This window comes from Chryseobacterium sp. MYb328 (assembly GCF_037572595.1).
Lineage (GTDB): Bacteria > Bacteroidota > Bacteroidia > Flavobacteriales > Weeksellaceae > Chryseobacterium > Chryseobacterium pennae.
In genome coordinates, this window is record NZ_JBBGZQ010000004.1 from 137,749 (window position 1) to 161,119 (window position 23,371).

Annotated in this window: 28 protein-coding genes; 16 read left to right on the forward strand and 12 right to left on the reverse strand. The window is 36.4% G+C overall.

Features of this window, described 5'->3' with window-relative positions:
• The first annotated feature begins 125 nt into the window (after positions 1-125).
• The 3 genes from WH267_RS06270 to WH267_RS06280 all read left to right on the forward strand — a co-directional run bounded on the left by WH267_RS06270 (position 126) and on the right by WH267_RS06280 (position 2,579).
• Positions 126-722: a porin family protein gene (locus WH267_RS06270; protein WP_115968493.1), complete on the forward strand. Its 597-nt coding sequence runs from the start codon at positions 126-128 to the stop codon at positions 720-722.
• 80 nt (positions 723-802) lie between these two features.
• Positions 803-1,855 carry a sensor histidine kinase gene (locus WH267_RS06275; protein ID WP_340006625.1) on the forward strand — a complete coding sequence of 351 codons (1,053 nt, stop codon included), beginning with the start codon at positions 803-805 and terminating at the stop codon, positions 1,853-1,855.
• Complete coding sequence (locus WH267_RS06280; RefSeq protein ID WP_340006628.1) at positions 1,845-2,579, forward strand: LytR/AlgR family response regulator transcription factor; 735 nt, start codon at positions 1,845-1,847, stop codon at positions 2,577-2,579. The genes WH267_RS06275 and WH267_RS06280 overlap by 11 nt, the downstream gene beginning before the upstream one ends.
• An 85-nt stretch (positions 2,580-2,664) precedes the next feature.
• Here WH267_RS06280 and WH267_RS06285 read toward each other — a convergent pair whose 3' ends face one another.
• From WH267_RS06285 to WH267_RS06305, 5 genes are all read right to left on the reverse strand, one after another.
• Positions 2,665-3,573, reverse strand: a complete 909-nt coding sequence (locus tag WH267_RS06285) for a DUF6268 family outer membrane beta-barrel protein (protein ID WP_340006631.1) — start codon at positions 3,571-3,573, stop codon at positions 2,665-2,667.
• Between the two features lie 282 nt (positions 3,574-3,855).
• On the reverse strand, positions 3,856-5,064 hold the full coding sequence (locus WH267_RS06290; RefSeq protein WP_340006635.1) for a multidrug effflux MFS transporter: 1,209 nt from the start codon (positions 5,062-5,064) through the stop codon (positions 3,856-3,858).
• 168 nt (positions 5,065-5,232) lie between these two features.
• Positions 5,233-6,054: an AraC family transcriptional regulator gene (locus tag WH267_RS06295; RefSeq protein ID WP_340006636.1), complete on the reverse strand. Its 822-nt coding sequence runs from the start codon at positions 6,052-6,054 to the stop codon at positions 5,233-5,235.
• Between the two features lie 89 nt (positions 6,055-6,143).
• The gene (thiL, locus tag WH267_RS06300) at positions 6,144-7,205 is read right to left on the reverse strand and encodes a thiamine-phosphate kinase (RefSeq protein ID WP_340006637.1); all 1,062 of its coding nucleotides are present in this window, start codon (positions 7,203-7,205) and stop codon (positions 6,144-6,146) included.
• Positions 7,206-7,210: 5 nt separating this feature from the next.
• On the reverse strand, positions 7,211-7,705 hold the full coding sequence (locus WH267_RS06305; RefSeq protein ID WP_115968674.1) for an acyl-CoA thioesterase: 495 nt from the start codon (positions 7,703-7,705) through the stop codon (positions 7,211-7,213).
• A 114-nt stretch (positions 7,706-7,819) separates the two neighbouring features.
• On the opposite strand from WH267_RS06305, the gene WH267_RS06310 reads away from it, so the two are divergent.
• From WH267_RS06310 to WH267_RS06325, 4 genes are read left to right on the forward strand one after another with little or no spacing between them, the layout of a single operon-like run.
• Positions 7,820-9,022 (forward strand): NAD(P)/FAD-dependent oxidoreductase, encoded by a 1,203-nt coding sequence (locus WH267_RS06310; protein ID WP_340006639.1) that lies wholly within the window; start codon positions 7,820-7,822, stop codon positions 9,020-9,022.
• Positions 9,023-9,050: 28 nt separating this feature from the next.
• Positions 9,051-9,443 (forward strand): hypothetical protein, encoded by a 393-nt coding sequence (locus WH267_RS06315; protein WP_340006642.1) that lies wholly within the window; start codon positions 9,051-9,053, stop codon positions 9,441-9,443.
• A 9-nt stretch (positions 9,444-9,452) separates the two neighbouring features.
• Positions 9,453-10,088 (forward strand): DUF2306 domain-containing protein, encoded by a 636-nt coding sequence (locus WH267_RS06320; protein ID WP_340006644.1) that lies wholly within the window; start codon positions 9,453-9,455, stop codon positions 10,086-10,088.
• Complete coding sequence (locus tag WH267_RS06325; protein WP_340006647.1) at positions 10,085-11,002, forward strand: YARHG domain-containing protein; 918 nt, start codon at positions 10,085-10,087, stop codon at positions 11,000-11,002. The genes WH267_RS06320 and WH267_RS06325 overlap by 4 nt, the downstream gene beginning before the upstream one ends.
• A gap of 10 nt (positions 11,003-11,012) precedes the next feature.
• Here WH267_RS06325 and WH267_RS06330 read toward each other — a convergent pair whose 3' ends face one another.
• The 3 genes from WH267_RS06330 to WH267_RS06340 form a co-directional block, all read right to left on the reverse strand.
• A complete protein-coding gene (locus WH267_RS06330) occupies positions 11,013-11,414 on the reverse strand; it encodes a ribosomal maturation YjgA family protein (protein WP_123320307.1) in 402 nt (133 codons plus the stop codon).
• Positions 11,415-11,494: 80 nt separating this feature from the next.
• Entirely contained in the window at positions 11,495-12,151 is a 657-nt protein-coding gene (locus WH267_RS06335; RefSeq protein ID WP_340006650.1) for a thioredoxin family protein, read from the reverse strand.
• A gap of 8 nt (positions 12,152-12,159) precedes the next feature.
• On the reverse strand, positions 12,160-12,648 hold the full coding sequence (locus WH267_RS06340; protein ID WP_340006653.1) for a TlpA family protein disulfide reductase: 489 nt from the start codon (positions 12,646-12,648) through the stop codon (positions 12,160-12,162).
• 150 nt (positions 12,649-12,798) lie between these two features.
• Between WH267_RS06340 and WH267_RS06345 the strand changes: the two genes are divergently transcribed.
• Positions 12,799-12,960, forward strand: coding sequence for a hypothetical protein (locus tag WH267_RS06345; protein ID WP_340006655.1), 162 nt, complete (start codon positions 12,799-12,801; stop codon positions 12,958-12,960).
• Positions 12,961-12,999: 39 nt separating this feature from the next.
• The gene (locus WH267_RS06350; protein WP_340006657.1) at positions 13,000-13,164 is read left to right on the forward strand and encodes a bacteriocin; all 165 of its coding nucleotides are present in this window, start codon (positions 13,000-13,002) and stop codon (positions 13,162-13,164) included.
• A gap of 329 nt (positions 13,165-13,493) precedes the next feature.
• Here the strand turns inward: WH267_RS06350 and WH267_RS06355 are convergent, their stop codons facing one another.
• The gene (locus tag WH267_RS06355) at positions 13,494-13,811 is read right to left on the reverse strand and encodes a hypothetical protein (RefSeq protein ID WP_340006659.1); all 318 of its coding nucleotides are present in this window, start codon (positions 13,809-13,811) and stop codon (positions 13,494-13,496) included.
• Between the two features lie 265 nt (positions 13,812-14,076).
• On the opposite strand from WH267_RS06355, the gene WH267_RS06360 reads away from it, so the two are divergent.
• A complete protein-coding gene (locus WH267_RS06360) occupies positions 14,077-14,232 on the forward strand; it encodes a hypothetical protein (RefSeq protein WP_185018871.1) in 156 nt (51 codons plus the stop codon).
• A 38-nt stretch (positions 14,233-14,270) separates the two neighbouring features.
• On the opposite strand, the gene mutS is transcribed toward WH267_RS06360, so the two are convergent.
• Positions 14,271-16,859 carry a DNA mismatch repair protein MutS gene (mutS, locus tag WH267_RS06365; RefSeq protein ID WP_123320303.1) on the reverse strand — a complete coding sequence of 863 codons (2,589 nt, stop codon included), beginning with the start codon at positions 16,857-16,859 and terminating at the stop codon, positions 14,271-14,273.
• Positions 16,860-16,981: 122 nt separating this feature from the next.
• Between mutS and WH267_RS06370 the strand changes: the two genes are divergently transcribed.
• Positions 16,982-17,512: a GNAT family N-acetyltransferase gene (locus WH267_RS06370; protein ID WP_115968520.1), complete on the forward strand. Its 531-nt coding sequence runs from the start codon at positions 16,982-16,984 to the stop codon at positions 17,510-17,512.
• Positions 17,513-17,765: 253 nt separating this feature from the next.
• On the opposite strand, the gene WH267_RS06375 is transcribed toward WH267_RS06370, so the two are convergent.
• Positions 17,766-18,644: a cupin-like domain-containing protein gene (locus WH267_RS06375; RefSeq protein WP_340006665.1), complete on the reverse strand. Its 879-nt coding sequence runs from the start codon at positions 18,642-18,644 to the stop codon at positions 17,766-17,768.
• 234 nt (positions 18,645-18,878) lie between these two features.
• On the opposite strand from WH267_RS06375, the gene WH267_RS06380 reads away from it, so the two are divergent.
• Positions 18,879-19,775, forward strand: coding sequence for a bestrophin family protein (locus tag WH267_RS06380; RefSeq protein WP_228438457.1), 897 nt, complete (start codon positions 18,879-18,881; stop codon positions 19,773-19,775).
• A 12-nt stretch (positions 19,776-19,787) separates the two neighbouring features.
• Here the strand turns inward: WH267_RS06380 and WH267_RS06385 are convergent, their stop codons facing one another.
• Entirely contained in the window at positions 19,788-20,387 is a 600-nt protein-coding gene (locus tag WH267_RS06385; protein WP_228438459.1) for a hypothetical protein, read from the reverse strand.
• Positions 20,388-20,442: 55 nt separating this feature from the next.
• Here WH267_RS06385 and WH267_RS06390 point away from each other — a divergent pair, with 55 nt between their 5' ends.
• From WH267_RS06390 to WH267_RS06405, 4 genes are all read left to right on the forward strand, one after another.
• Positions 20,443-21,063, forward strand: a complete 621-nt coding sequence (locus WH267_RS06390; RefSeq protein ID WP_123320300.1) for a toxin-antitoxin system YwqK family antitoxin — start codon at positions 20,443-20,445, stop codon at positions 21,061-21,063.
• A 5-nt stretch (positions 21,064-21,068) separates the two neighbouring features.
• Positions 21,069-21,599, forward strand: coding sequence for an RNA methyltransferase (locus tag WH267_RS06395; protein WP_340006671.1), 531 nt, complete (start codon positions 21,069-21,071; stop codon positions 21,597-21,599).
• A gap of 187 nt (positions 21,600-21,786) precedes the next feature.
• Positions 21,787-22,440, forward strand: a complete 654-nt coding sequence (locus WH267_RS06400) for a CBS domain-containing protein (RefSeq protein ID WP_115968530.1) — start codon at positions 21,787-21,789, stop codon at positions 22,438-22,440.
• Between the two features lies 1 nt (position 22,441).
• On the forward strand, positions 22,442-23,308 hold the full coding sequence (locus tag WH267_RS06405; protein ID WP_115968531.1) for an NAD kinase: 867 nt from the start codon (positions 22,442-22,444) through the stop codon (positions 23,306-23,308).
• The last annotated feature ends 63 nt before the right edge of the window (positions 23,309-23,371 follow it).

The following is a 23,371-nucleotide window of genomic DNA, read 5'->3' on the forward strand; positions in this document are numbered from 1 at the left end:
TTATCAAAGAATAAAACAGCAATATCTACAGCTCATCACTACCCGATTGCCGTTCATCAAATAAAATTTTATCAAGCCTTCCGGATTCGTTGTTTTGCAGCAGATTTCTAACAATAATTAAAATTATGAAACAACAATTTTTAGCATTCTGCTCACTGTTATTATGCATTACATGTTCTATGGATACACAGGCTCAACAAACTCCATCTATTCATTTCGGAATCAAGGGCGGGGCAAATTTTACAAAAACCTCAACGGAATCTTCTTCCTTGGAAGGGAAATACGGGTTCGGCTATCAGGCAGGGGCAATGGTAAGATTCGATATTGGAAGCCTGTATGTACAAGGAGAAACGCTGTTCAACAAAAGAAAAACATCTTACGAAGCAAAAGACAAAGGAGAAGCAAAATTAACATGGAATGCCATTGATATTCCTGTAGTGATTGGGTACAAATTTATTAAAACCGATGACTTTAATGTAAGAGCATTTGCTGGTGGCGTGTACAGCTACGCTTTCAACAACAAGTTATCGGTTTCCGAATCTCTGCAGGAAGGTTTTAATAAGTTTGACAAATCCAATATTGGATTTACTGGCGGGGTTGGTATCGATTATAAAAACTTTACAGTAGATCTAAGGTATGAACACGGACTGTCCAACATCAGTAAGGAATTTAAATCCAAACCTCACAGCTTTAGCCTTGGGATAGGTTATTTCTTATTCTAAAAACTTGAATTATCTTTGACTGATTAGAAACTGTGAATCTGCAGTTTCTAATTTTTTATAAACCTTCTTCAGACCCATCCATGACAAAACCTAATATTTTCAAAGAATATATATTTTACCTCAGCTTCTGGTGTATTTTTGCCGTTGTAATATGGATTAATTTTCAGGCAAACACAGACCGGTTTATTGCTGTACTTCAAACAATTGCCATTGTAATAACGTCTTTTATTTTCACTTATCATCTTGCCCAGAAGCTTCTTCCCAAAGCCTTAAGGACAAAAAGAATGAAGATCTTTCTGGTACAGGCAACAGTGAATATTTTAATTTTAAGTGGTATTTATTCTATTATTTTCACTTATCTTCAGGTGGCTCCTACCGTTGATTTACCACCCGGTTTTTACGGCCATTTACCCATTTTATGGCAAGGGTTTTATATGGCCATTCCCGCTGCTTTTATGATAAGTGTAGCTACATGCGGTATTAAGTTTTATCTTGAACATGAAAGAATAGAACGGGACCATATTCTCCTTCAGCAAGCCCATTTGGAAAATCAACTCAAGCTGCTTCAGGACCAGATTAATCCCCACGTGGTATTTAACATTCTGAATCACATCCATATTCTCATCAAAACGGATACTGAACTTGCTGATTTTTTATTAATGAAGTTTTCAGATATTTTACGATACCAGCTCTATCATTGCAATCAAAACCTCGTTCCTCTTGATAAGGAAGTTGAATATCTCCAAAATCTTGTTGAAGTGGAAAAACTGAGATGGGGAAATGAGCTCAATGTAAATGCCACGCTGAAAATCAATAATACAAAGGCTTACATTGCACCTTTGCTACTGGTTCCTTTTATTGAAAATGCCTTTAAATATGTCTGCAGACTTCCGGGACAAACCGGTTATGTGAAAATTTTCTGCAAGGAAGAAAACAATAATCTTTTCTTCTATGTTGAGAATTCCTATTCAGAAATAGCCGTTCATAAAAAGAAAGATGGCGGAATTGGCCTGCAAAATGTACAAAAACGCCTTAAGTTACAATATCCTGATGCTTATGATCTTAAAATAGAGTCTGATCATCTTGTTTATAAAGTAACTTTAACCTTAAAACTGTCTGAAAATGAGCAATAATATACCCAAAATGAAATGTCTGATCGTAGATGATGAACCATTGGCTAGATTTCACCTTAAGGAACTGGCAGACAAGATCGATTTCTTATCTGTAGAAGCAACCTATGCTACCGCACTGGAAGCAGGAACAAAGGTAAAAGAAAGCGAAATAGACCTTCTTTTGCTGGATATCAATATGCCTTATCTGAATGGTATCGATTTCCTGGAGCAGCTTGAAAATCCGCCATTATGTATTTTTACGACCGCCTATTCTGAGTATGCATTGGAAGGATTCCGTCTTCAGGTAGTGGATTACCTTTTAAAGCCGATTGCTTTTAACCGCTTTTATCAGGCTATCAATAAAGCCCAGCAGCAATTTATCATTAATGAAAAATTAAAGAAAAACACTCCTTGGGATGATCCTTTTCTGTACGTAAGGCAATCTGATACCTTTATCAAAGTTTCCTGGGTAGACATTTTATATATTGAAAGTATGCAGAACTATACAAAGCTGCATTTTAAAGATAAATCCCTGGTCATCCATCAGACCATGAAGGCCATTGAAGAATCGTTGCCTTCCGAACATTTTTTCAGGATTCACAAATCATTCCTGATCAACATCACCCACATCGATATGATTTCCGGAGGCCGTCTGTTCATCAATAAAACAGAGCTTCCTATATCCCGTACTCGAAAAGAAGAACTGCTTAATCAGGTCGTTTATAAGAAGCTTATCAGTAAGTAAAAGAGGAAAGCCGGAAGGTGTGGGGGGAATTATTAAAGTTAAAAATAAGATCAAATAAATACATTCCGGCTTATTTTCTCATATCTTAAGGTAAATTCCAGCGTAGAGATACAGCAGCATAGAATGTACTGGAAAACTTTGGATCTGCAATTTTTTTCTCTTTAAAAATGCTTTTGATCTTTCGCTCGCTTTCTATGAAACTTCTCGTTAAGGTTGATCCTCCTGTAATTCCTATACTCAGCTTATCATTGATCTTTATTTCCGGTTTCAGACCTGCTGTAATCTGCTGATAACCGAACATTATGGATTGTCCCTCTTTATTCCTTTCTACAGTCATCCCGCTGAGGTTAACCACAGCTTTTAAGGTAAAGGCATCTGAGAACTCATATCCGGCTTCCGCGCCTTCCGGGAAATTAATTCTGAATTTGACCTTTCCGTTGGTTTTCCAGTCAAAATAGATCCACGGTAACACCATTGGAACTCCAAATGCTGTCGTAAGCACCGGTCCAACACCCAAAGCAAGATTAGGATTAAAATGCCTGATAAACACAATACCACCCTGGCCCAGCACATCATCAAAGCTTATCTTTTCCATATCAGTATACACTCCCACGGATGCCATCATCATCATACTCCACTTTTTACCTAAAGGTCTTATATGCTGTAGTCCCACCTGGGCGTTCAACATCTGATCCGGAAATAACGGAGTTTCATAATTTGTGTGTGACATTTTTGCGTAAGACCCACTCAGTAGCATAGCCCATGCTTTTACCTTACCATCTTTATCTTTTTTTACCGATAACGGAATACTTAGGTTCAGATTTACTCTTTTAAAATCACTTTTGGAATTGGTTTTCACGCTGTCTTCCGGCCGGATATAATTAGAGGATGGAATATATTCTGTTTTAAGTTCTGCAGAGATTCCTGATTGTGCACTTACCCAATACCCTAATGGCAACAGACAGCAAAAAGCCGTCAAAAGGTTTCTTTTCATATTCTAAATTTTACGCAAAGAGAACCCTTTAGGGATTGTTTACAAAAATTACTTGATTAAGTGCCTGAATGGTATGACCAATAGAAGCAATGGCAGGATAAAGCTCAACGAGCTGGGGGTCAGAAGAAGGAAGCTGGAAGTTACTCTTAGTCTGTTGGATTACTGAAAGTTGCCATAAAATAAAGTAGTGAAATACAGAAAAATCATTACTCCTGAGATTTATTTATTCTTCACCTTCAATAACTTCCATCCTCCAGCTTCCCACTTCCTTACTTATCATAATTAAGCAACAGATTCCTGTACGGCAGTTCTTTTACTTTTAAATATCTGATATCCAAACCATACAGCAACCAATGCCATTCCTGCACGGGTAACCACCATCGGCATTATAGAATCTGCTTCTAAAAGCCCCAATAATCCTGATATTAAAAAGGTAACCATTAGTTGCATGAATCCCAGTAACGCTGCAGCCGTACCTCTCCCCTCTTTAAACGGAGATAAAGCATGTGCAGAGGTAATAGGGAACAGAATTCCGATAGCCAGCAATGATAAATACAGCATTGCGATTTCCAAAGCTACAGAAAGGCTTCCGGCAGCGATCAGAATGTGCAGTGAACACACCAGCAACAGCATCAATGTAGCTCCAAATAAAAGATCCGAATTACTGATTCTCTTAATCAGCCTTGGAGTAATATAAGCTGCTGTAATCAAGGCTAATGAATTAAATGCAAATATAAAACTGAAGGTCTCACTCGAGAATCCGTGAAGTTCCATAAATAAGAACGGAGCATTTGAAATATAAATGATCAGAGAGGCAAAAGCAATACTTCCCACCATCGTACTGTTGATGAATTCTTTGTTGGAAATAATCATTTTCAACTGTTCCTTTAATCCTTTTTCATCCGGAAGGTCATGATCCGGCTGGCTGATTCTTGTATTTGTTTCCGGAACGTATTTGTATACCATAAAGAAGGTAATCAGTCCCATGATGCATAAAAAAGCAAATGAACTGTTCCATCCCCAGTATTTCAGAAATACACTTCCCAGTAAAGGAGCTACAATCGGGGCAATACCACTGATCTGAGATTGTTGGGCAAAAATGGTTACAGATTTTTGTTTATCATACAAATCAATAATAATGGCTCTTCCAATCACAATTCCCGCACTTCCTCCAAACGCCTGTAAGAAACGCATCGCCCATAAAACATAAATATCTGAGGTAAAATAAATGGCAGTAGCCCCTATGATAAAGAGGAGAAGACCACAATACAGCATCGGCTTACGGCCTGTTTTGTCTGATAAAGGTCCCCATAATAATTGTCCGAACGCAAATCCGGCAAAGAAAACAGAAATAGAGATTTGGATATGCCCAATATCTGTTTTAAAAATTTCAGCCATGCTTGGGAAAGCAGGAAGATAAAGATCTATACTTAAAGATTCCAACGTGTTGAGTAATGCTAAAATAAACACTACAATACCTAACTTCTTCATAAATTGTAAGCCTTCACAGGCGGTTTTTTTTCAGGATGCAAAATTGCCTTAAAAAGCAAAAGATTACAATAACAGAACTGAAGGAAGTATAGGACAAATTGAAGACCAATATACAATAACAAGTAAAAAATGCTAATTTAAAACCCCAAAAATTGTAAATATTGAGGATTATCTTTTTTCATTATTCTTAAAAAAGTCTGGGTTTTGCCCTGTATTTTTCTTAAAAAACCTTGAAAAATATGAAGCATCGTTAAAACCGAGTTTAAAAGCAATCTCCTTTACTGTAAGCGCGCCAAAGCTGAGTTCTCTTTTAGCTTCAAGGAGAAGACGCTGGTTGATCATTTTTTTTACTGTTGTTCCTCTTAGAAGACGCACAATATCATTCAGGTGATGGGTACTTATCTTTAGTTTTTCGGCGTAGAAACCTGTTTCCTTCTGTTCTATATAATGTTTCTCAATAAGTCCTACTAAGTCATGAACACGTTGACGGTCATTCAGCAAGAGTTCCTGAGGATTAATTTGTTCTCCAATAATGATACAGAATGCTTTCAGATAAGCCTTTAAAAGTTCTGTTCTTGAAGTGGCTTTATATTCCTGTTCAATCAATGAGATAAGTGTACTGCAGGTTTTTTCATTTTTAGGATCTAAAAAGAACGGAAGCACACCTCCAGTAAGAACAGATTCAATATCACAGGCTTCGTTGAAAATTTCCCGGCTTATCGCCATGGCATATCCCTCTTCTCCTTCTATCTTCATATTGAATGCCTGTCCAGGTGCAATGATGCAGATTTGATTGTTCTCAAGTTTATAACTTTCAAAATCCAGTTCTAAATGGCTTTTTTCATACACTTCCCTGAACCAGATAATTTCAAAAAAATTATGCCGGTGAACATCATGGAAATTCTCAGGGCCAGCTGCACTCAGAGTACTCATCTGAAATTCTTCAGAAGTCAGATGGTGCATCGGTATTTCTTTTTCCGGTATAATCATCACTGGAGTTTTAAAATAGTTAAGCTATAAACAAAAACCACAGCAAAAAAAGTGCTGCGGTTTTCTACAATATTTAAAATTAAATAATTTTATCCGTTCTGGTTTCCTAAAAATGCATCCCATCCCTGAGCGGTAAGAGCTACCAATTGGTTAGATCCTCTTGCTACCATAAAGTTTCCTTCTTCTTTTTCCACAGCATGTCCTATGATGGTAAAATCCGGATGGTTTTTAATTTTATCAAAATCATCTGGTGAAATTGTGAACAGTAATTCATAATCTTCACCTCCGCTTAATGCAGTCATTACAGGGTTTAAGTTCATTTCATCTGCGGTAGAGATCGTAAGGCTGTCCAATGGAACCTTTTCTTCATATAACCTGAAGCCTACTTTAGACTGATCGGAAAGGTGAAGAATCTCAGAAGCTAAACCGTCAGAAATATCAATCATGGAAGTAGGTTTAATATCCAGCTCTTCCAAAATAGTTTTAACGTCTGTTCTTGCTTCAGGTTTCAACTGTCTTTCCAGGATATAATCATAGCCCTCCATTTCCGGCTGCATATTAGGATCAGCAAGGTAAACGGCATGTTCTCTTTCCAAAATCTGAAGTCCCATATAAGCTCCACCCAAATCTCCTGTTACTACAAGAAGATCATTTGGTTTTGCTCCGCTTCTCTTCACAATATTTTCCCCTTCTTCGATTCCTACTGCCGTAATGCTCATTACCAATCCTGAATTGGAGCTTGTAGTATCTCCACCAATAAGGTCTACTTTATATCTTGTACATGCTGCCTGAATTCCTGCATAGATCTCTTCAAGCGCTTCTACCGGAAAACGGTTGGAAACGGCTAAAGAAACTAAAATCTGTGTAGGAACAGCATTCATAGCAGCAATATCGCTTAGGTTTACCACCACCGCTTTATAGCCTAAATGTTTCAACGGAACATAGCCTAAATTGAAGTGTACTCCTTCTGCCAGAACGTCTGTGGTAAGAACTACTTTTTTATTGTCAGGATTAATTACTGCCGCATCATCTCCTACTCCAAGCTCCGAAGATTCGTTGGATAAAGGAAAATGCTCTGTCAGATGTTTAATCAGACCGAATTCTCCTAGTTTTGAAATGGGCGTCAGCTCCTGTGATTTATCTTCAAACATAAGTTTTATATATTAATTTCTGCCGGATCAATATTATGTGGATGGAAAGGAAGCTTTTTAAAATCTTCCTTTGATAACACCACAGTTTCCGGGCTTTTGTATTTATTCATTGCTTCCACTACATCATCTGGTGGAGTGGTCATTTTTCTAAGCATCATATCAATCCAGACTCCTGTTGCTTCGGAAGTAGCACAGTGTACTCCCTCCGGTGTATAGAACTTGTGAACAAAACGGTAAATGGAGGAATCATCTGAACATCCGTCTATTTCTACACTTACAATAACAATCTGATCGGCATAGATCTCCTTGAAGAAAGAATATCTTTCGTGCAGGATAACAGGCCCGATTCCCCATCTGCTTAATTGGGTAACTCCCATTTTTTCCTTGGTCATAAAAGCCATTCTGGCTTGGGCACAGTATTGTACATAGGATGAATTAGCCAAATGCTTATTGGCATCAAGATCGCTCCATCTCACTTCAAATTTATGGTAGAAAATCATATGAAAATCGTTTTTAGTATAATTAAAATTATAATCTTCAAAAATACTCAAATAAGATGGTTTATAAAAATTGTACTTTTGAAAAAATAATCTTCAGCATAGGATTACCCACACATGAAACAGATCATCATTATCGGAGGCGGCGCTGCAGGCTTTTTCTGCGCAGCCAACCTTGACGAAAAGAAATATAAAATTACGATTTTAGAACAGAACTCAGATGTCCTTCAGAAAGTTAAGATTTCCGGAGGTGGAAGATGTAATGTCACCCATGCCTGCTTTGACCCAAGAGAGCTGGTACAGTTCTATCCGCGTGGAAACAAAGAACTATTAAGTGTTTTTACTAAATTTCAACCGGGTGACACGATGGAATGGTTCGATCAGCGTAATGTTCCGTTGAAAATAGAGAATGACAACAGAACTTTTCCTGAAAGCAATTCTTCACAAACCATCATCAATACCTTTTTGAATGAAGTTCAGAAGAAGAATGTAATTGTACAGACAAAATGTACCGTAAAGGAGATTGAAAAACAGGATGAAAAATATAGTGTAAAAACCAATTCCGGTGATTTTGAGGCAGATTATATCGTATATACTACCGGAAGTTCACCAAAATCTCTAAAAATTGTTGAAAATCTGGGCCATAAGATTGTGGATCTTGTTCCGTCTCTTTTTACTTTTAATATTAAAGATGAACTTTTAAAAGATCTTCCGGGAACCAGTTTTGAAAACGCAGGAATTTCGATTCCTAAATTAAAAACTGACGAAAGCGGACCCCTGTTAATTACCCATTGGGGACTTTCCGGGCCTGCTGTTCTGAAGATTTCGGCATGGGAAGCTATCAGTCTTGCAAAACTTAAGTACAATTTTGAAATTGAAGTAAATTTCGTTTCTATAGATATAAGTGATGCGGAGGAAATGTTCCATAGCTTTAAACAAAATAATCCTAAAAAGACCGTCGGCCAATCGAAAATCTTTGATATTACCAACAGATTCTGGCAGAAAATTCTGGATATTTCAAAGGTAGATCTCAATAAACAGGTTGCCAATATTTCAGGCAAAGAGATGCAGAAAATTCTTGAAAATCTATGCAAGAAAAAGTTTCAGGTGACTGGAAAATCAACATTCAAAGACGAATTTGTAACGGCAGGAGGTGTTGATTTAAAAGAAATTAACTTTAAAAACATGTCTTCAAAACTGCTTCCTAATTTTTACATTGCCGGAGAAGTATTGAATATAGATGCAGTAACCGGAGGTTTCAATTTTCAGGCATGCTGGAGTGAAGGATGGCTGATTGCACAGGATTTAAATTCCCTATAAAAATCACTAAAAATAAGGATAACGACACATGAAAAAATTAATATTTCTACTATTTACGTCTGGGTTCACATTATGTTTTTCTCAGGTAAAACAGGACCGGGCAGAATCCCCTGTAAAAGATTATACTAATAAAGCAGATATAAAACCTGAATTTCCAGGAGGAATTGCTGTATTCAGAACACTCATTATGAGTAAAATAAATTTTAGTATCATTACAGACTCAGCAAACTCAGAGGTACGGTTTCTAATTGATTCCAAGGGAGAACTGAGCTCTGTGACGGCAAACGGAGAGCAGGAAAACTTTAATAAAGAATTGATACGGGTCATCAATACCATAAACAAAAAATGGGAGCCCGCTGTTTATAAAAACAAACCTGTGGACTATTGGTATACCCTTCCAATGTCAATAAATTTTGATTAAAGCATAGGTATGCTATCAGCCAAAAGAAATATCACATTTTTAAAGATCCTTCTCATCATAGGATTTGTATATTTCTTTTGGCTGATGCTCAGCATTACGTTGGAATATACTCCTGTAGATCCCAACGTCAGCTTCCTGATGATTAAACAAACAGAAGTAGAACATAGGCCGGAATATCTTTATTTTTTCTACACTCATGTGTACACCAGCATTTTTGTGCTTCTTTCAGGATTTTTAGCCATACTTCGCAAAGATTTTGGATGGAAAAGCTTTCACCGGAACATGGGAAAGTTTTATATTTTTCTCATTTTATTTTTAGCTGCACCATCAGGAATTTATATGGGATTTTTCGCCAATGGTGGCCTTTTTTCAAAGGTATCATTCGTTATTCTGGGGCTTTCATGGTGGTTTTCTACCTTCAGAGCCTATCAGCTGGCCAGGCAAAAAAAGTTTAAAGAACACAAGCAATGGATGTGGCGGAGTTTTGCTTTTACATTATCAGCCATTACATTACGGATGTGGAAAGTTATTATTGTATATTTATTTCACCCAAATCCCATGGATGTTTATCAAATCATTGCATGGCTGGGCTGGATTCCCAATATCCTTATCATTGAATACTTAATTACAAAAAAACAGATATGAAAACTTTAAGTTACACCCTTATTTCCTTGTTTGCAGTTTCTCTGATAAGCTGCAAAAAAGAAGGAAAAACGAATGAATCAGACAAAGATTCTCTAACCGCAAAAAAAGACTCTGTAGTCATTCCTGAAGTTCATAAAGAATATTACGGAGTTTACACCGGAGACTTTGCAGGGATGGAAAAACTGGTTGACGATGTAGATGGCTCTGAATATGATGAGAATGTCTACAAAAGAATCTCTATAAAAATCAACAGAATTACCAAAGACAGTGTGTATGGACAAAGCATTGTGAATGGAAACCAACGTCCTGTAAGAGGAATTTTTAATGAATCTTCAAAATCTTTTATACTGGATGAACCTGGGAATGATAAAACAGACGGCAGGTTTGAAGTAAAACTTAGTGGAGACAGCTTAACGGGAAAATGGAATGCTTTCAATAAAAAAGCTGTAAAAGCTCCTCTGAAATCTCTGAAACTTATCAAAAAAGAATTTGTGTATAATCCTAATTTTATGCTTGATCCGGAATCCAACCTGGTAGACTGGAACAATCCTAAAGATTTTGTAGAAAAATACACCGACAGTGATGGGAAAACCGAAAGTTATACTACATCAAAGAATCGGGTTGCTTCTGATGCGGTCTTTAAACTGAATGCCTCTAAACAAAAACTAAGCGAAAAAGACATTAAAAATCTGAGAAAACTGGATCTTGAGATTATCAAGAACTCAGTGTTTGCAAGGCATGGCTATTCTTTCAAAAAAGAAACGTACAGAGACTTTTTCGAGCAGACCAATTGGTACATTCCGGTTTCCAATAATGTAGACAACGAACTTTCTCCCATGGAAAAGGATAACGTGGCACTACTGAACAGATTTATTAAATACGCTGAAGATAAATATGACAGTTTTGGAAGGTAAGTTCTGAGAATTAGGAATTAGGAGTTGAAGCCAAACTTTTATTATTTGTCATTTTAACAAAAAGATAAAGCAACAGACAACCTGCAGCATAACACAGAATATCAATCCAGGAAAAAGAATTCCCGATAACAATATACATCAGGCTTCCCTCCCGGAAGCCCAGTTTTTCTGCAATATTAAAATACTGGGCAAACTCTACGAAACAGGAGAAAATCAGAATTCCCCAGATAAGTTTTTCATTGTTTACCCTGAAAAAGCTCTTAACCAAAGTATAGAGAAGCATTACTACAATAACATCCCCAAGATAGGCTCGTACGAAGAAAATATCTTTCAGTTTTGTAGCAATCAGTACCTCAATCAGGAAAATAAAAACGGAGGCAAGCAGATATTTCAGACTAAATTGGAATTTCATATGGATGTTTTAAATCTTAAAAGTTCAGGCATAAAAAATCGGTATTCATTAAAAATACCGATTTTATTCTGACAAATATATTATTTCTTTACTTTGATTGTACATCCAATGGCGACAGTTTTTGTCATTTTCATAGGTTCTCCCTTAATCAGGGCATTTACTGCATCCTGAGCATAATATTCTGATACATCATTCGGGTTATCGTAGTTGTTATCAATAGCGCCTATATATTTTACAATATTCTTACCCCTTTCTTTCTGCAATACAAAAACATGTGGCGTTTTTGTGGCTCCGTACTGAGGATAAACCTTCTGCCCTTCATCCACTAGATACGGAAAAGTAAACCCTTTCTGCCTGGCTCTGTCAATCATCTCTTTATAACCATCCTCAGGCTGTACATTCGGGTCATTGGGGTTGATGGCGATGACAGGATATCCCTGGTTTTTATATTTTTTATCCAATTCAATAATTCTGTCTTCGTATTTCTTTGCATACGGACAATGGTTACAGGTAAAGATAACGATGAATCCCTTAGCTGTTTTAAAATCACTCAGGGAAATCATTTTACCATCAATATTCTTAAGCTTAAAATCGGCTGCCTCATCTCCTACTTCATACCCTTTCACTTTCGAAACGGTTTCTTTTTGCAATTTATTCTTATCATGAGCTGTCGTTGTAAAGCTTAGTAATCCTAAACCAGCGATGAACGCAGCCATTAAAATTTTCATATTTTTCATAATAGTCTTTATTGTAAATTTTCAGTAATTGTTTTTTCAAGATCTTCCTTGCTCATTTCACCATCATTAAAGTATACTTTTCCTCCGTTTTTATAAAATAACGTTACCGGAATATTTCCGTCCCAATCCTTTTCAAACTTTGGAATCCAAGTATTCATTCTTTTGATATCATCCAGGAGAACCACTTCAGCAGTCAGGCTTTTATTTTTAATGAATTTTAAAACTCTTTCTTTATCTACCAGCCTGTCTAAGGAAACCAAAATCATTTTAAACTTCGGATTACCTGCATGTTGATTATTTATCTCCATAAAATGTGGAAGCTCTTTTACACAAGGGGCACAGGTGGTTGCCCAGAAATTGACAACAAGAAACTTATCTTTTTCCTGCTGTATTATTTTTTCGAGGTCTTCATATTTTACAACGGAAATATCTTTCTGTTGCGCTTTGCAAACGAAACAAAACAGGAATATGGATAGTATCTTAAACAAACTCTTCATAATTCAAATTTAAAAAACGCTTTTCTTTTACAATGAGTATCAACCTGTTAAACTTTGTTAATAATTTCAATTTTTTCATATTTCATATTCACTATCCATTGAATTATTGAAAATAAAATGTAAATTAGCTTACAATCAAACTAAATTACTATGAAAAAATCAATCAATCAAAAAAAGAAACTTACAAAGAAAGAAATGAAGACAATTAACGGTGCAGGACCTGTCTGCCCTCTGGTCTTCAGCTGTACAGACCGGAATACCGGAGAAGAATTGTATGGAGTCTATGGAATTCAGGATGGACCTTGTTGCTAATCCTGTTCACAAATTTCAATAATGTAATAAATCATTCTTATGAAAACACCAGAAATTCAAAAAAAGAAGCTAACAAAAGCTGAGCTTAAAGAAATCAGTGGCGGTGTTGCAGCCAACTGCGCAGAAGGACTTTGCAAACTTAGAGGAGTGAGCAGTCATTTCATGATCATTGGCCCCGTGGGTAAAAACGGATACTGCTGCTAATCAAGTTTAAACGCTTACAATAAAAAAATGACTGGATTTCCTCCAGTCATTTTTTTTATCATATTCAGCTTCATTAAAGCTTCTGTAGAAGTCAAACTATTGATGTCTGTACTCACCTGCCTTGGGAACCCGCTTTCTTAAAAAATGATATCCTTTTTCCTAAACACGTTTTTGAAGGTCTTCGTATTTCAAAATGGAAATACTTTACTGCTGAGCTTTGCAATGGTACAAAACAGAATAGTTGACATGGTTTTAATAATTCCACATGGTTAAATTTAATAAATAATTATAACCCAGAAACCTACACATGTCTGTTGGCTAAAAAATGTTTACTGTTCTCTCTTAGCTTTTAATTTTGTGTTTGTTTTTGACCTAATTTTTGATTTAGTTTTTGATTTAGAGGAAGAAGCTTTTGCAACATAAGATATTGTTCCATTTTCACAATACATTGATCCTGGTCGTCGAGGTTTCTTTCTGTAAACTTCCTCTATAGAATCTTCACGTCTCTTGACGATTGTCACTGAATCGATATACGCTTTATATACTACTGCTACAGAATCATGAATTCTTTGTTCAGCTCTTTCCTTTGCTGCTTTATTGCATGAGAATAGTGAAATCAATAAGAATACTAAAAATATTTTTTTCATGATTGGTTTTATTAATCCGAAAGGTACAATTTTAGATTTATAACTCTAAAATCCTATTATTAAGCATCGTTAAGACAACACAAAAACAACAAATTTATTTTTTTTATAGAAATAAAACACAATTGTTTATAGTACAAACACATATCACAAAAGGGAAAGCATATCTATCATTCACTATTCAGTGACAATATACCGTTAAATTTTATCACACAGTGTGGAATTATTAAAATTTCCATGTATATTAGTATAAATTAAATAAAAAATCATGAAAAATTTTGAGAACAAAAAAAGAAAATTGACAAAAACAGATTTAAAAGAAATTAATGGTGGGGCTGGTATAAGATGCCGCGCAGGATTCTGTATAAGTGATTCAGGATTGCTTGAACCAGGTCTTATAGGAGAAGACGGGCGTTGCTGCTAATCAATTTTAAACGTTTACAATAAAAAAAAATGATTGGATTATCCTCCAATCATTTTTTTTATGGCGTTCAGCTTCATTAAAGCTTCTATAGGTGTCAAAGTATTGATGTCTATCTTGGTAAGTTCCTCACGGATATTCTCCAGAACCGGATCATCCAGCTGAAAGAAAGAAAGCTGCATATTTTCTTCCGTTACCCTTTTGATATTCTCTGAGGTTCCTCCGCCCTGGGTTCTGCTTGCTTCAAGGGTTTTAAGAATCTCATTTGCTCTGTTTACCACTTTGGCAGGCATTCCGGCCAGCTTTGCCACATGAATACCAAAACTATGCTCACTGCCTCCGGGAACCAGTTTTCTTAAGAAGATAATATTCCCTTTGTTTTCCTGAATGGAAACATGGAAGTTCTTCACTCTTTCAAAATTCACGGTCATTTCATTCAGTTCATGGTAATGGGTTGCAAACAAAGTCTTCGCCTGTGTATTGTGCTGATGAAGATATTCTGCAATAGCCCATGCAATGGAAACCCCATCATATGTGGAAGTTCCACGTCCAATTTCATCCAGAAGGATAAGGCTTCGTTCTGAAATATTATTCAGGATGTTGGCAGCTTCGTTCATTTCCACCATGAAAGTGGATTCTCCTGCTGAAATATTGTCTGTAGCTCCTACTCTGGTAAAGATCTTATCCAACATTCCTATTTCTGCATGTTTAGCCGGCACAAAACTTCCGATCTGAGCCAAAAGACATACAATAGCCGTCTGGCGGAGAATTGCTGATTTACCAGCCATGTTTGGTCCTGTAACCATGATAATCTGCTGAGAATCTTTATTCAGGAAGATATCGTTCGGAATATATTTTTCTCCCAATGGAAGAGCATTTTCTATAATCGGGTGTCTTGCTTCTTTCAGATCAATGGAGTAACCATCATTCAGAATAGGCTTCGTATAGCTCTCTGAAACAGCAAGTTCAGACAATCCGGCAGCTACATCAAGCTGAGCAATAATATTGGAGTTCCCCTGAATCTGATCAATATAAACCATTGTTTCAGAACATAGATTCCTGTACAACTGAGTTTCCAGAACGCCTATTTTTTCTTCAGCACCCAGAATCTGACTTTCATATTCCTTTAATTCTTCTGTGATATAACGCTCGGCATTTACAAGGGTCTGTTTTCTCACCCAGTCATCCGGTACTTTATCTTTATGGGTATTCCGGACTTCAATATAGTATCCGAAAACATTATTAAAATCAATCTTAAGACTTGTAATACCTGTTCTTTCAATCTCTCTCTGGCACATTTCATCGAGGAAGCCACGGCCTTTACTCTGAAGATTTCTCAATCTGTCCAGCTCTTCAGAAACCCCGTTCTTAATGACATTTCCTTTGGCAATGCTTACCGGAAGTTCTTCATTAAGGTGATTCTGCAGGTATTTAATCAGTTCTTCCAGATCAAATAATGGTTCTAGCCAAGCCAATACATCTGCATGAGGATGTAATAATGCTTTGATTCTATGAATATTAATCAGACTTTGACGCAGATGTCCTAATTCTCTAGGTGAGATTTTCTCTGCGGCCAGTTTTCCCATCAATCGGTCAAGATCGGAGATCGACTTTAAAAGCTGTCCTATTTCATATTTAAGCTGATCATTTTCGTTTAAAAAATCAATCAGGGAAAGTCTTCTTGAAATTTCATCTACAGATTTTAAAGGAAGAATAATTCTTCTTCTCAGTAATCTCCCGCCCATTGGCGTTGAGGTTTTATCAATAATATCCAGCAATGATTTCCCTTGCGGATTGCTTGGATAAACGATCTCCAGATTTCTTAAGGTGAAGTTATCCATCATCAGATAATCTTCCTGTGGAATAATCTGAAGTTTTGTAATATGAGAAAGCAGGTTATGGTGTGTATCTTCCACCAAGTAGGCAAAAATAGCTCCTGCTGCTGTAATAGCTAACGGAAGGGCCTCCACTCCAAACCCCTTTAGAGAATTGGTTTTAAAATGATTGGTTAATTTTTCGTAGGCAAAGTTATATTGAAAAGCCCAGTCTTCCAGCTTAAAAGCATTCTTATTCTTAATCTGCTCCGGAATCTGTACACTCCTCTGGAAAATAATTTCACTGGGATCAAAAGTATTGACAATATGCAACAGTTTTTCAAGATTTCCTTCACTTACCAGAAATTCACCTGTAGAGATATCTACTAAAGCAATCCCATACTTTTCCTTTTCCTTGTGCAGGGAAAGCAGGAAGTTATTTTTTTTGGAATTTAAAACCTGATCATTGAACGTTACCCCTGGTGTTACCAGCTCCGTAACCCCTCTTTTCACAATTCCTTTGACCATTTTAGGATCTTCCAGCTGATCGCAGATCGCTACTCTCATCCCTGCCCTTACCAGTTTTGGAAGATAGGAATCTATTGAGTGATGCGGAAATCCTGCCAGTTCTACACTTCCTTCACCATTATTTCTTTTGGTAAGAACAATACCCAATATCTGGGACGTCTTCACAGCATCCTGCCCAAAAGTTTCATAAAAGTCCCCTACTCTGAAAAGCAACAACGCATCAGGATATTTGCCCTTGATGGTATTATATTGAGTCATTAGCGGAGTTTCCTTCTTCGATTTTGCCATAGTAAAAAATGAGCCCCAAATTTAGAAAAATAAATTCAGGGTTCAGAGTGGTTTTATGCTTTATCGCTGAATAACTTTTCCTTATCAGGAATTAATTGTATTTTCACCATAAAATCACATCCATGGAATTTCCCCTTCTAGAAACTGAAAGGCTTATTTTACGCCAGCTTACCCTCGATGATGCCCAAGATCTGCTCGAATATTTTTCTTTGGAAGAAGTAATGGAATATTATGATCTTGAAGCGTTCAAATCACTCGAAGATGCACAGCAAATCATTCAGCATTTCAACAGTGAATTTGAAAAAGGAAAAGGATTCCGCTGGGCTTTGCAGTTGAAATCGAATGGAAAAGTGATTGGTACATGCGGCTATCACAACTGGTACCGTGAACATTTTAAGGCAGAAATCGGGTATGAACTCAATCCTCTTTTCTGGAGACAGTCTTATATGAAAGAAGCTATACTGCCTATTCTGACCTTTGGTCTTGAAAGCATGAGACTGCATCGTGTGGATGCCTTTATAGATCCGGCCAATATTTCATCTGAAAAACTTTTAACATCGATCAGTTTTCAGGAAGAAGGAATGCTGAGAGACTACTTTTTTGAAAAAGGAAGATTTGTAGATGCCAAGATCTTTGGGTTAATTAATAAGTAAGATGTTATAAGGCTGGGAGCCAGAAGAAGGAAGCTGGAAGTTACTATTTGTCTGTAAACATCTACTTATCATTCTAAACATCTGGAAGAATCTTTTATATCCTTCCAAATGTCAGAAATCAAAGATTCGGCGTAGCCACTGACAATGATGCAACATTGGATATAAGAATCAAATATTTTTTATGAAAGACTTACCCTGAGGTTTCGACAAAAATAACTTACTTTTTCCCGCCTCCATCTTCAATCCTTTCAGACTAATTTCCTTTCTGCAGATACTTTTCCAACGCCTCACTGCTTTTCTTAAAGGCCCATTTTTTCTTATAATCAACCCATTTGGCTTTAAATAGTTTGCGCATAAGCTTATCTGTGTATCTCATGATAAAGACATGGTACAGCATATTGGCAAATACGTTTGGTTTGTTCGGTAATGCTCTTAGTGACAGAGAAAAACCCGGTTCAAGATATCTGTTGAAATGCCAGAACGCTCCCGGAATAAAAAGCGCATCTCCATGTTCCATAAAGATTTCATATCCTTTTGCGTATTTCAGTGCCGGAAACTTCTCATAATCAGGATCCTCGTAGTCTACATCATAGATGGTATGAACAGATAAAGGCACTTTGTACAAAAATGGAGACTGTTTCTGATCAAATAATAAGATTCTCTTTTTCCCCTCAAAATGGATATGCATAAAATCACCCAAATCTACATCGTAATGCATTAGCACATGTGCTTCACTTCCGCCAAAAAATAAAGTAGGAAGCCTTTTAAAGAACTTCATTCCCAAATCAGGATAGGTAAAGTTTTTAAGCAGTTCAGGCAACCTGTCTGTAATGATGTAGAAAAAGATCCTGAGATCTGAGGGCTTCCTTTTTATCGTATCAATATAATCCCTCATTTTCATATTAGCTACCGGAGCGTCAGAGCTTTTAGCAGCATCAGCAGGCTTGTTGTCATACAAAGGAACATTCTGATCGCCTGCCTTTTCACGGATATAGGCAAGGTTCCACAGATCAAAAGCATCCCAACGGCTTGCAAAATTCTTGATTAAAAGAGGCTTATGCTTTTTGAAATAGTTCTTCTGAAAATCTTCTTTACTGATATCATTGACTACATCTACGTTTTCGAGGATCATGTACTTTGTATTTAATGCGAATTAAAAATAGTCTTTTTTTGAAAACTGCGAAAATTAAGATTGTTAAGTTGGAAGCTGGAAGAAGGAGGCTGGAAGTTTCTATTTGTCTGTAAGTACCTATAATACAACATTCAATAGAAAATTATTAATGGAAAGCTTAACCTGCTTTTCGACCTCAATAACTTTCCTCTTCCAGCTTCAGACTTCCTACTTTATTCTGAAAAATTTATATTTGTGATATTAAGCGAATTTATGAGAGTCTATAACACGAAACATTTCCTTAAAATCCTTTTCAGTTTACATAAAAGCGACACCCTGAAAATACTTTTTCCAAGTATGATTATGGTGGGATTATATTCCTGGGGAATTCAATATCTGGAAGTGGGATATTTTCATCTTACTGCAAAATCAGGAATCAGCAATGTAGGAATGATCCATTCTTTATTGGGGTTTGTCCTTTCTCTTTTGCTTGTATTCCGCACCAATACAGCCTATGACAGATGGTGGGAAGGAAGAAAACTATGGGGAAAACTAGTGAACGATACTCGCAACTTTGCGATAAAAATCAATACTATTCTTGGAGATAACCGTCAGGATGCAGAACAGATTTCAAGATATTTAAAATATTTTCCTCACTTTTTAGCCAAACACCTTTCTAAGGAATCAACGCGCCTGGCATTAGATGAAGATTATACAGAAATTGAAAAATCATTGAAAAACCATGGACCTAGTGAAATTCTTATTCTTTTAAGTCATAAACTTAACCAATTAAAGAAAGAAGGAAAGATTTCAGAGATTGAAATGCTGTATCTAGATACTCAACTTTCTGGATTCCTGGAAGTATGTGGCGGATGTGAAAGAATTAAAAACACACCCATTCCCTATTCTTATTCATCCTTTATTAAAAAATTCATCATCCTATATGTACTTGCCCTTCCTATTGCTTACGTTATTACGATAGGCCTTTTCATGATACCACTTACTGTTTTTGTGTATTATGTACTGATGAGTCTTGAGATGATTGCCGAGGAAATTGAAGATCCTTTCAACAATGATGAGAATGACATCCCAATGGAGACCATAGCCCAGAATATTGAGAAAAATGTTCATCAGATTATGAGCAAGAAATAAAAAATCAACCTTTTAAAGGTTGATTTCTTTAAGTTCTCCGTCTGCTTTTATCTCAACAAATTTACTTTCCCTGTTGGCAGCGTCATATCCGTAAAAAAAGGTGCTATATATGGGAGTGGAATACAGATAGCCCCCGTATCCATTATAGGCATCTGAAGTTCCCGTTTGCTGTTGGTAACTCGCCGTTGCTGTAAAGTTTACAATGGTTTCAAGATAGTATTTCCCTGGTTTCAGTTTTTCAAATTTAAAACGGCCGTGATCATCTGTTAAAGCCTCCACTCTGTATTTAAAAGCTTCTTCAGACATATAAACTGTAGTCTTCTTATTTTCATACTTTTTTCTCATGCTATAAAACTCTTCAAAATAAGGAGTTACAGGAAAAAGCATAATAACTGTTCCCTTAGGAGCATAATGTTTTTGTCCAAGCAATGGTTTTATGCCCCAATTATTTTTTTGCTTGGTAGAAGCTACCCCTTCAATCGTTGAATTTCCGAATGCCAGCATATCACGGGCTAGTTTTTTATCAAAGAAAGCTTGAGGATAATAGGTATTTTGTGCCTGTGAAGGTAAAAAGGCAAACACCAGTATGAATAAAGAGAATAAATTTTTCATAGTATATTTTTGAATCAAATATAAGTATTTTACTATTTTTGAAATAAAAATAGCTATGAAATACATTTTTCTATTGTTTTTCTCTTTTTCTATCATGGGTTTGGCCCAGAAACCATGTGGATATAAGGACGGGTTACAGGAAGGAAACTGCAAAGACTTCTATGACAACGGGCAGGTAAAAACCGAAATTGAATGGAAGAAAGGAAAAAAAGAAGGTGATGCTGTTTTTTATCATGATAACGGAAAAGTAAATGCAAAAGGCGAGTTCAAAAAAGATTTCAAAGTAAAAGAATGGTCTTACTATGATAAAAACGGAACTCTTACCGCGAAGGAAGTGTATAGAAATGGAGACAAAAACATTTATGATAATAGTTTTACCGCTACCTTCTATTCTCCAAAGGGAGTTGTGGAAGAAGTCTCCAACTATAAATTTGCAAAACTGCATGGAGAAACCAAACTCTTTCATGAAGACGGAAAATCAATAAAGCAGATCGGGAATTATGAAAACGGACTTGCCACCGGAAAATGGAAAGTATTTTATCGTTCAGGCAAAGTACAACGTGAAACAGAATTTGCCAATGACAAATGGAATGGTAACAGAGTCCATTACCTCGAAAACGGCAGCATTGAAAAAACAGAGGTCTATAAAGACGGAAAATTAATCTCAACAAAATAATACAATTGGTACAGAAACTAAAACTGGAGGAACTTAACAGAATAGATGTAGAAACATTTAAGAAAGTTGAAAAAATTCCGTTGGTCATCATTTTAGATAATATCAGAAGTATGCACAATGTAGGTGCAGCTTTCAGAACGGCAGACGCCTTTTTAATTGAAAAAATAATCCTTTGCGGAATTACGCCACAGCCGCCTCACCGCGAAATTCACAAAGCAGCATTGGGAGCAACAGAAAGTGTAAACTGGTCTCATGAAGAAGATACCAACAATGCAATTTCAGAACTGAAAAGTAAAGGATATGAAATCATAGGAATCGAACAGACTACAGGCAGTCAGATGATTACAGATTTTACTATTGACAGGTCTAAAAAATACGCCCTGATTTTAGGCAATGAAGTAGAGGGAATAAGTGATGAGGTACTGCCTAATATTGATGTATTTCTGGAAATTCCACAGCTTGGAACCAAGCATTCCCTTAACGTGAGTGTATGTGGTGGAATTGTGATGTGGGAGTTTGCGAAAGCCCTAAAATAAAAAAACTGCATATGTCCTTAGTAGACAGTGCAGTTTGAAATAAATCTAATAAAAAGTAAAAATGAAAGGCGACAAAGGTACCTTTTTTTTCTTTACAAACAAATTTTAACGGCATTTTTTTTGTTTTACCTTAAAAAAAGTCGTGTTTTCAGAAAAAGTTTCGTTTAATTTTTTATAAATTAGCACAATGTTTATCAAGGACTATATCTCAAAAGACTTCCCATGTTTTAGCCTGTCGGACTCTATAGAGTCGGCCAGAAATATGTTGGAAGATTTCGGATATTCTCATATTTTCATCAAAAAATCCCATCACTTTTACGGAGCCCTTGCAAAGGACTTTTTATACGAAGAAGATGGTGGAACTTTGAAGGAACTTGAGCATCAGATCGAGCGGTTTGCCATTTTGGATGACCATAATATTATGGATAGTATCCGCCTGTTTTATACTTTCAATTCTAATGTAATCCCAGTGATTAATAAGAATGAAAAGTATTTGGGCTATATTACCTGTGATGATATTTTCCAGGATCTTTCCCGTTATCCCCTATTTTCAGAATCAGGAGCTATTCTTACTGTAGAAACTCCTTCCAGAAAATATTCCATGACGGAGATTGCCAATATTGTGGAAAGTAATAACTCGAAATTTTACGGTGGTTTTATAAGCTTTATGTCTGATGAAGTGATCCACATTACCATCAAGATCAGCAATGAAAACCTGGCCTCGATAGACTCAACTTTTGACCGGTACGATTACAGAATTGTTGAAAAATACTATTCTGATGAGAAATCCGATCTGTTTAAAGACCGATTCGGTTTTTTCCAAAAATTTATAGAAATATAACATGAAGGTAGCCATATATTCTCAGAAAAAAGATCTTGATACTTTTTTATATTTAAGCAAGTTTATCTCTGAACTTGAAACCAGAGGTGTAAAATCTGTTCTGTATGATGAAATGGCTGAAGCTCTTCAGTTTTCGAAGATCTTCGAAACATTCAACAGTAAACAGGATCTTTTGGATAAGGAAGTAGACCTTTTCTTTACCTTTGGCGGTGACGGAACTATTGTGAATTCACTGACATTCATTGAAGATCTTGAGATCCCGGTCGTAGGAGTAAATACCGGAAGATTAGGATTTTTGGCTTTTTTCACCAAAGAGGAAGCCTTTAAAGAACTGGATTCAATCCTTAAAGGAGATGTAAAAACAAGCCGCCGATCAGTAATTGAAGTAGTTTCTCCAAATCTGGAAGGTTTTTTTCCTTATGCACTGAATGATGTAACGGTTTCCAGAAAAGAGACCACCTCCATGATTACGGTAGACTCTTATATTAACAATGAATTTTTAAATGTGTTCTGGGGAGACGGAGTGATCATTTCAACTCCAACCGGATCTACCGCTTACTCTTTAAGCTGCGGTGGGCCAATCATTTCTCCCAATAACGAAAACTTTGTCATAACTCCTATCGCCCCTCACAATCTGAATGTAAGACCTTTAGTAGTAAACGACAAAGTGGAGATCAAATTCAGAGTGGAAAGCAGGGTACCACAATACTCTCTTTCTTTAGACTCCAGACTGATCCATATTGAGACCGATAAGGAAATCATCATCAGGAAAGCCGATTTTCAGCTTCTTCTGGTACAGCCCAACAATCTAAGCTTTTACGAAACCATCCGTCAGAAGCTGCTTTGGGGACGCGACAAAAGAAATTAATGATTTCTTAAAAATGATTACCTTTACACGAAATTAAGCACCTAATAAATTTATAATAAAAAG

What these genes read in the sequence shown, in the direction of transcription:
- thiL (WP_340006637.1), bottom strand. Translation starts at nt 7,205, where the DNA reads ATGTTTGAAGATAAATCACAGGAGCTGACGCCCATTTCAAAACTAGGA.
- WH267_RS06335 (WP_340006650.1), bottom strand. Translation starts at nt 12,151, where the DNA reads ATGAAAAATATGAAAATTTTAATGGCTGCGTTCATCGCTGGTTTAGGA.
- WH267_RS06320 (WP_340006644.1), top strand. Translation starts at nt 9,453, where the DNA reads ATGCTATCAGCCAAAAGAAATATCACATTTTTAAAGATCCTTCTCATC.
- WH267_RS06270 (WP_115968493.1), top strand. Translation starts at nt 126, where the DNA reads ATGAAACAACAATTTTTAGCATTCTGCTCACTGTTATTATGCATTACA.
- WH267_RS06400 (WP_115968530.1), top strand. Translation starts at nt 21,787, where the DNA reads ATGTTTATCAAGGACTATATCTCAAAAGACTTCCCATGTTTTAGCCTG.
- WH267_RS06340 (WP_340006653.1), bottom strand. Translation starts at nt 12,648, where the DNA reads ATGAAGAGTTTGTTTAAGATACTATCCATATTCCTGTTTTGTTTCGTT.
- WH267_RS06350 (WP_340006657.1), top strand. Translation starts at nt 13,000, where the DNA reads ATGAAAACACCAGAAATTCAAAAAAAGAAGCTAACAAAAGCTGAGCTT.
- WH267_RS06305 (WP_115968674.1), bottom strand. Translation starts at nt 7,705, where the DNA reads ATGATTTTCTACCATAAATTTGAAGTGAGATGGAGCGATCTTGATGCC.
- WH267_RS06375 (WP_340006665.1), bottom strand. Translation starts at nt 18,644, where the DNA reads ATGATCCTCGAAAACGTAGATGTAGTCAATGATATCAGTAAAGAAGAT.
- WH267_RS06370 (WP_115968520.1), top strand. Translation starts at nt 16,982, where the DNA reads ATGGAATTTCCCCTTCTAGAAACTGAAAGGCTTATTTTACGCCAGCTT.
- WH267_RS06315 (WP_340006642.1), top strand. Translation starts at nt 9,051, where the DNA reads ATGAAAAAATTAATATTTCTACTATTTACGTCTGGGTTCACATTATGT.
- WH267_RS06330 (WP_123320307.1), bottom strand. Translation starts at nt 11,414, where the DNA reads ATGAAATTCCAATTTAGTCTGAAATATCTGCTTGCCTCCGTTTTTATT.
- WH267_RS06405 (WP_115968531.1), top strand. Translation starts at nt 22,442, where the DNA reads ATGAAGGTAGCCATATATTCTCAGAAAAAAGATCTTGATACTTTTTTA.
- WH267_RS06390 (WP_123320300.1), top strand. Translation starts at nt 20,443, where the DNA reads ATGAAATACATTTTTCTATTGTTTTTCTCTTTTTCTATCATGGGTTTG.
- WH267_RS06360 (WP_185018871.1), top strand. Translation starts at nt 14,077, where the DNA reads ATGAAAAATTTTGAGAACAAAAAAAGAAAATTGACAAAAACAGATTTA.
- WH267_RS06290 (WP_340006635.1), bottom strand. Translation starts at nt 5,064, where the DNA reads ATGAAGAAGTTAGGTATTGTAGTGTTTATTTTAGCATTACTCAACACG.
- WH267_RS06325 (WP_340006647.1), top strand. Translation starts at nt 10,085, where the DNA reads ATGAAAACTTTAAGTTACACCCTTATTTCCTTGTTTGCAGTTTCTCTG.
- WH267_RS06275 (WP_340006625.1), top strand. Translation starts at nt 803, where the DNA reads ATGACAAAACCTAATATTTTCAAAGAATATATATTTTACCTCAGCTTC.
- WH267_RS06285 (WP_340006631.1), bottom strand. Translation starts at nt 3,573, where the DNA reads ATGAAAAGAAACCTTTTGACGGCTTTTTGCTGTCTGTTGCCATTAGGG.
- WH267_RS06355 (WP_340006659.1), bottom strand. Translation starts at nt 13,811, where the DNA reads ATGAAAAAAATATTTTTAGTATTCTTATTGATTTCACTATTCTCATGC.
- WH267_RS06385 (WP_228438459.1), bottom strand. Translation starts at nt 20,387, where the DNA reads ATGAAAAATTTATTCTCTTTATTCATACTGGTGTTTGCCTTTTTACCT.
- WH267_RS06345 (WP_340006655.1), top strand. Translation starts at nt 12,799, where the DNA reads ATGAAAAAATCAATCAATCAAAAAAAGAAACTTACAAAGAAAGAAATG.
- WH267_RS06310 (WP_340006639.1), top strand. Translation starts at nt 7,820, where the DNA reads ATGAAACAGATCATCATTATCGGAGGCGGCGCTGCAGGCTTTTTCTGC.
- WH267_RS06295 (WP_340006636.1), bottom strand. Translation starts at nt 6,054, where the DNA reads ATGATTATACCGGAAAAAGAAATACCGATGCACCATCTGACTTCTGAA.
- WH267_RS06280 (WP_340006628.1), top strand. Translation starts at nt 1,845, where the DNA reads ATGAGCAATAATATACCCAAAATGAAATGTCTGATCGTAGATGATGAA.
- mutS (WP_123320303.1), bottom strand. Translation starts at nt 16,859, where the DNA reads ATGGCAAAATCGAAGAAGGAAACTCCGCTAATGACTCAATATAATACC.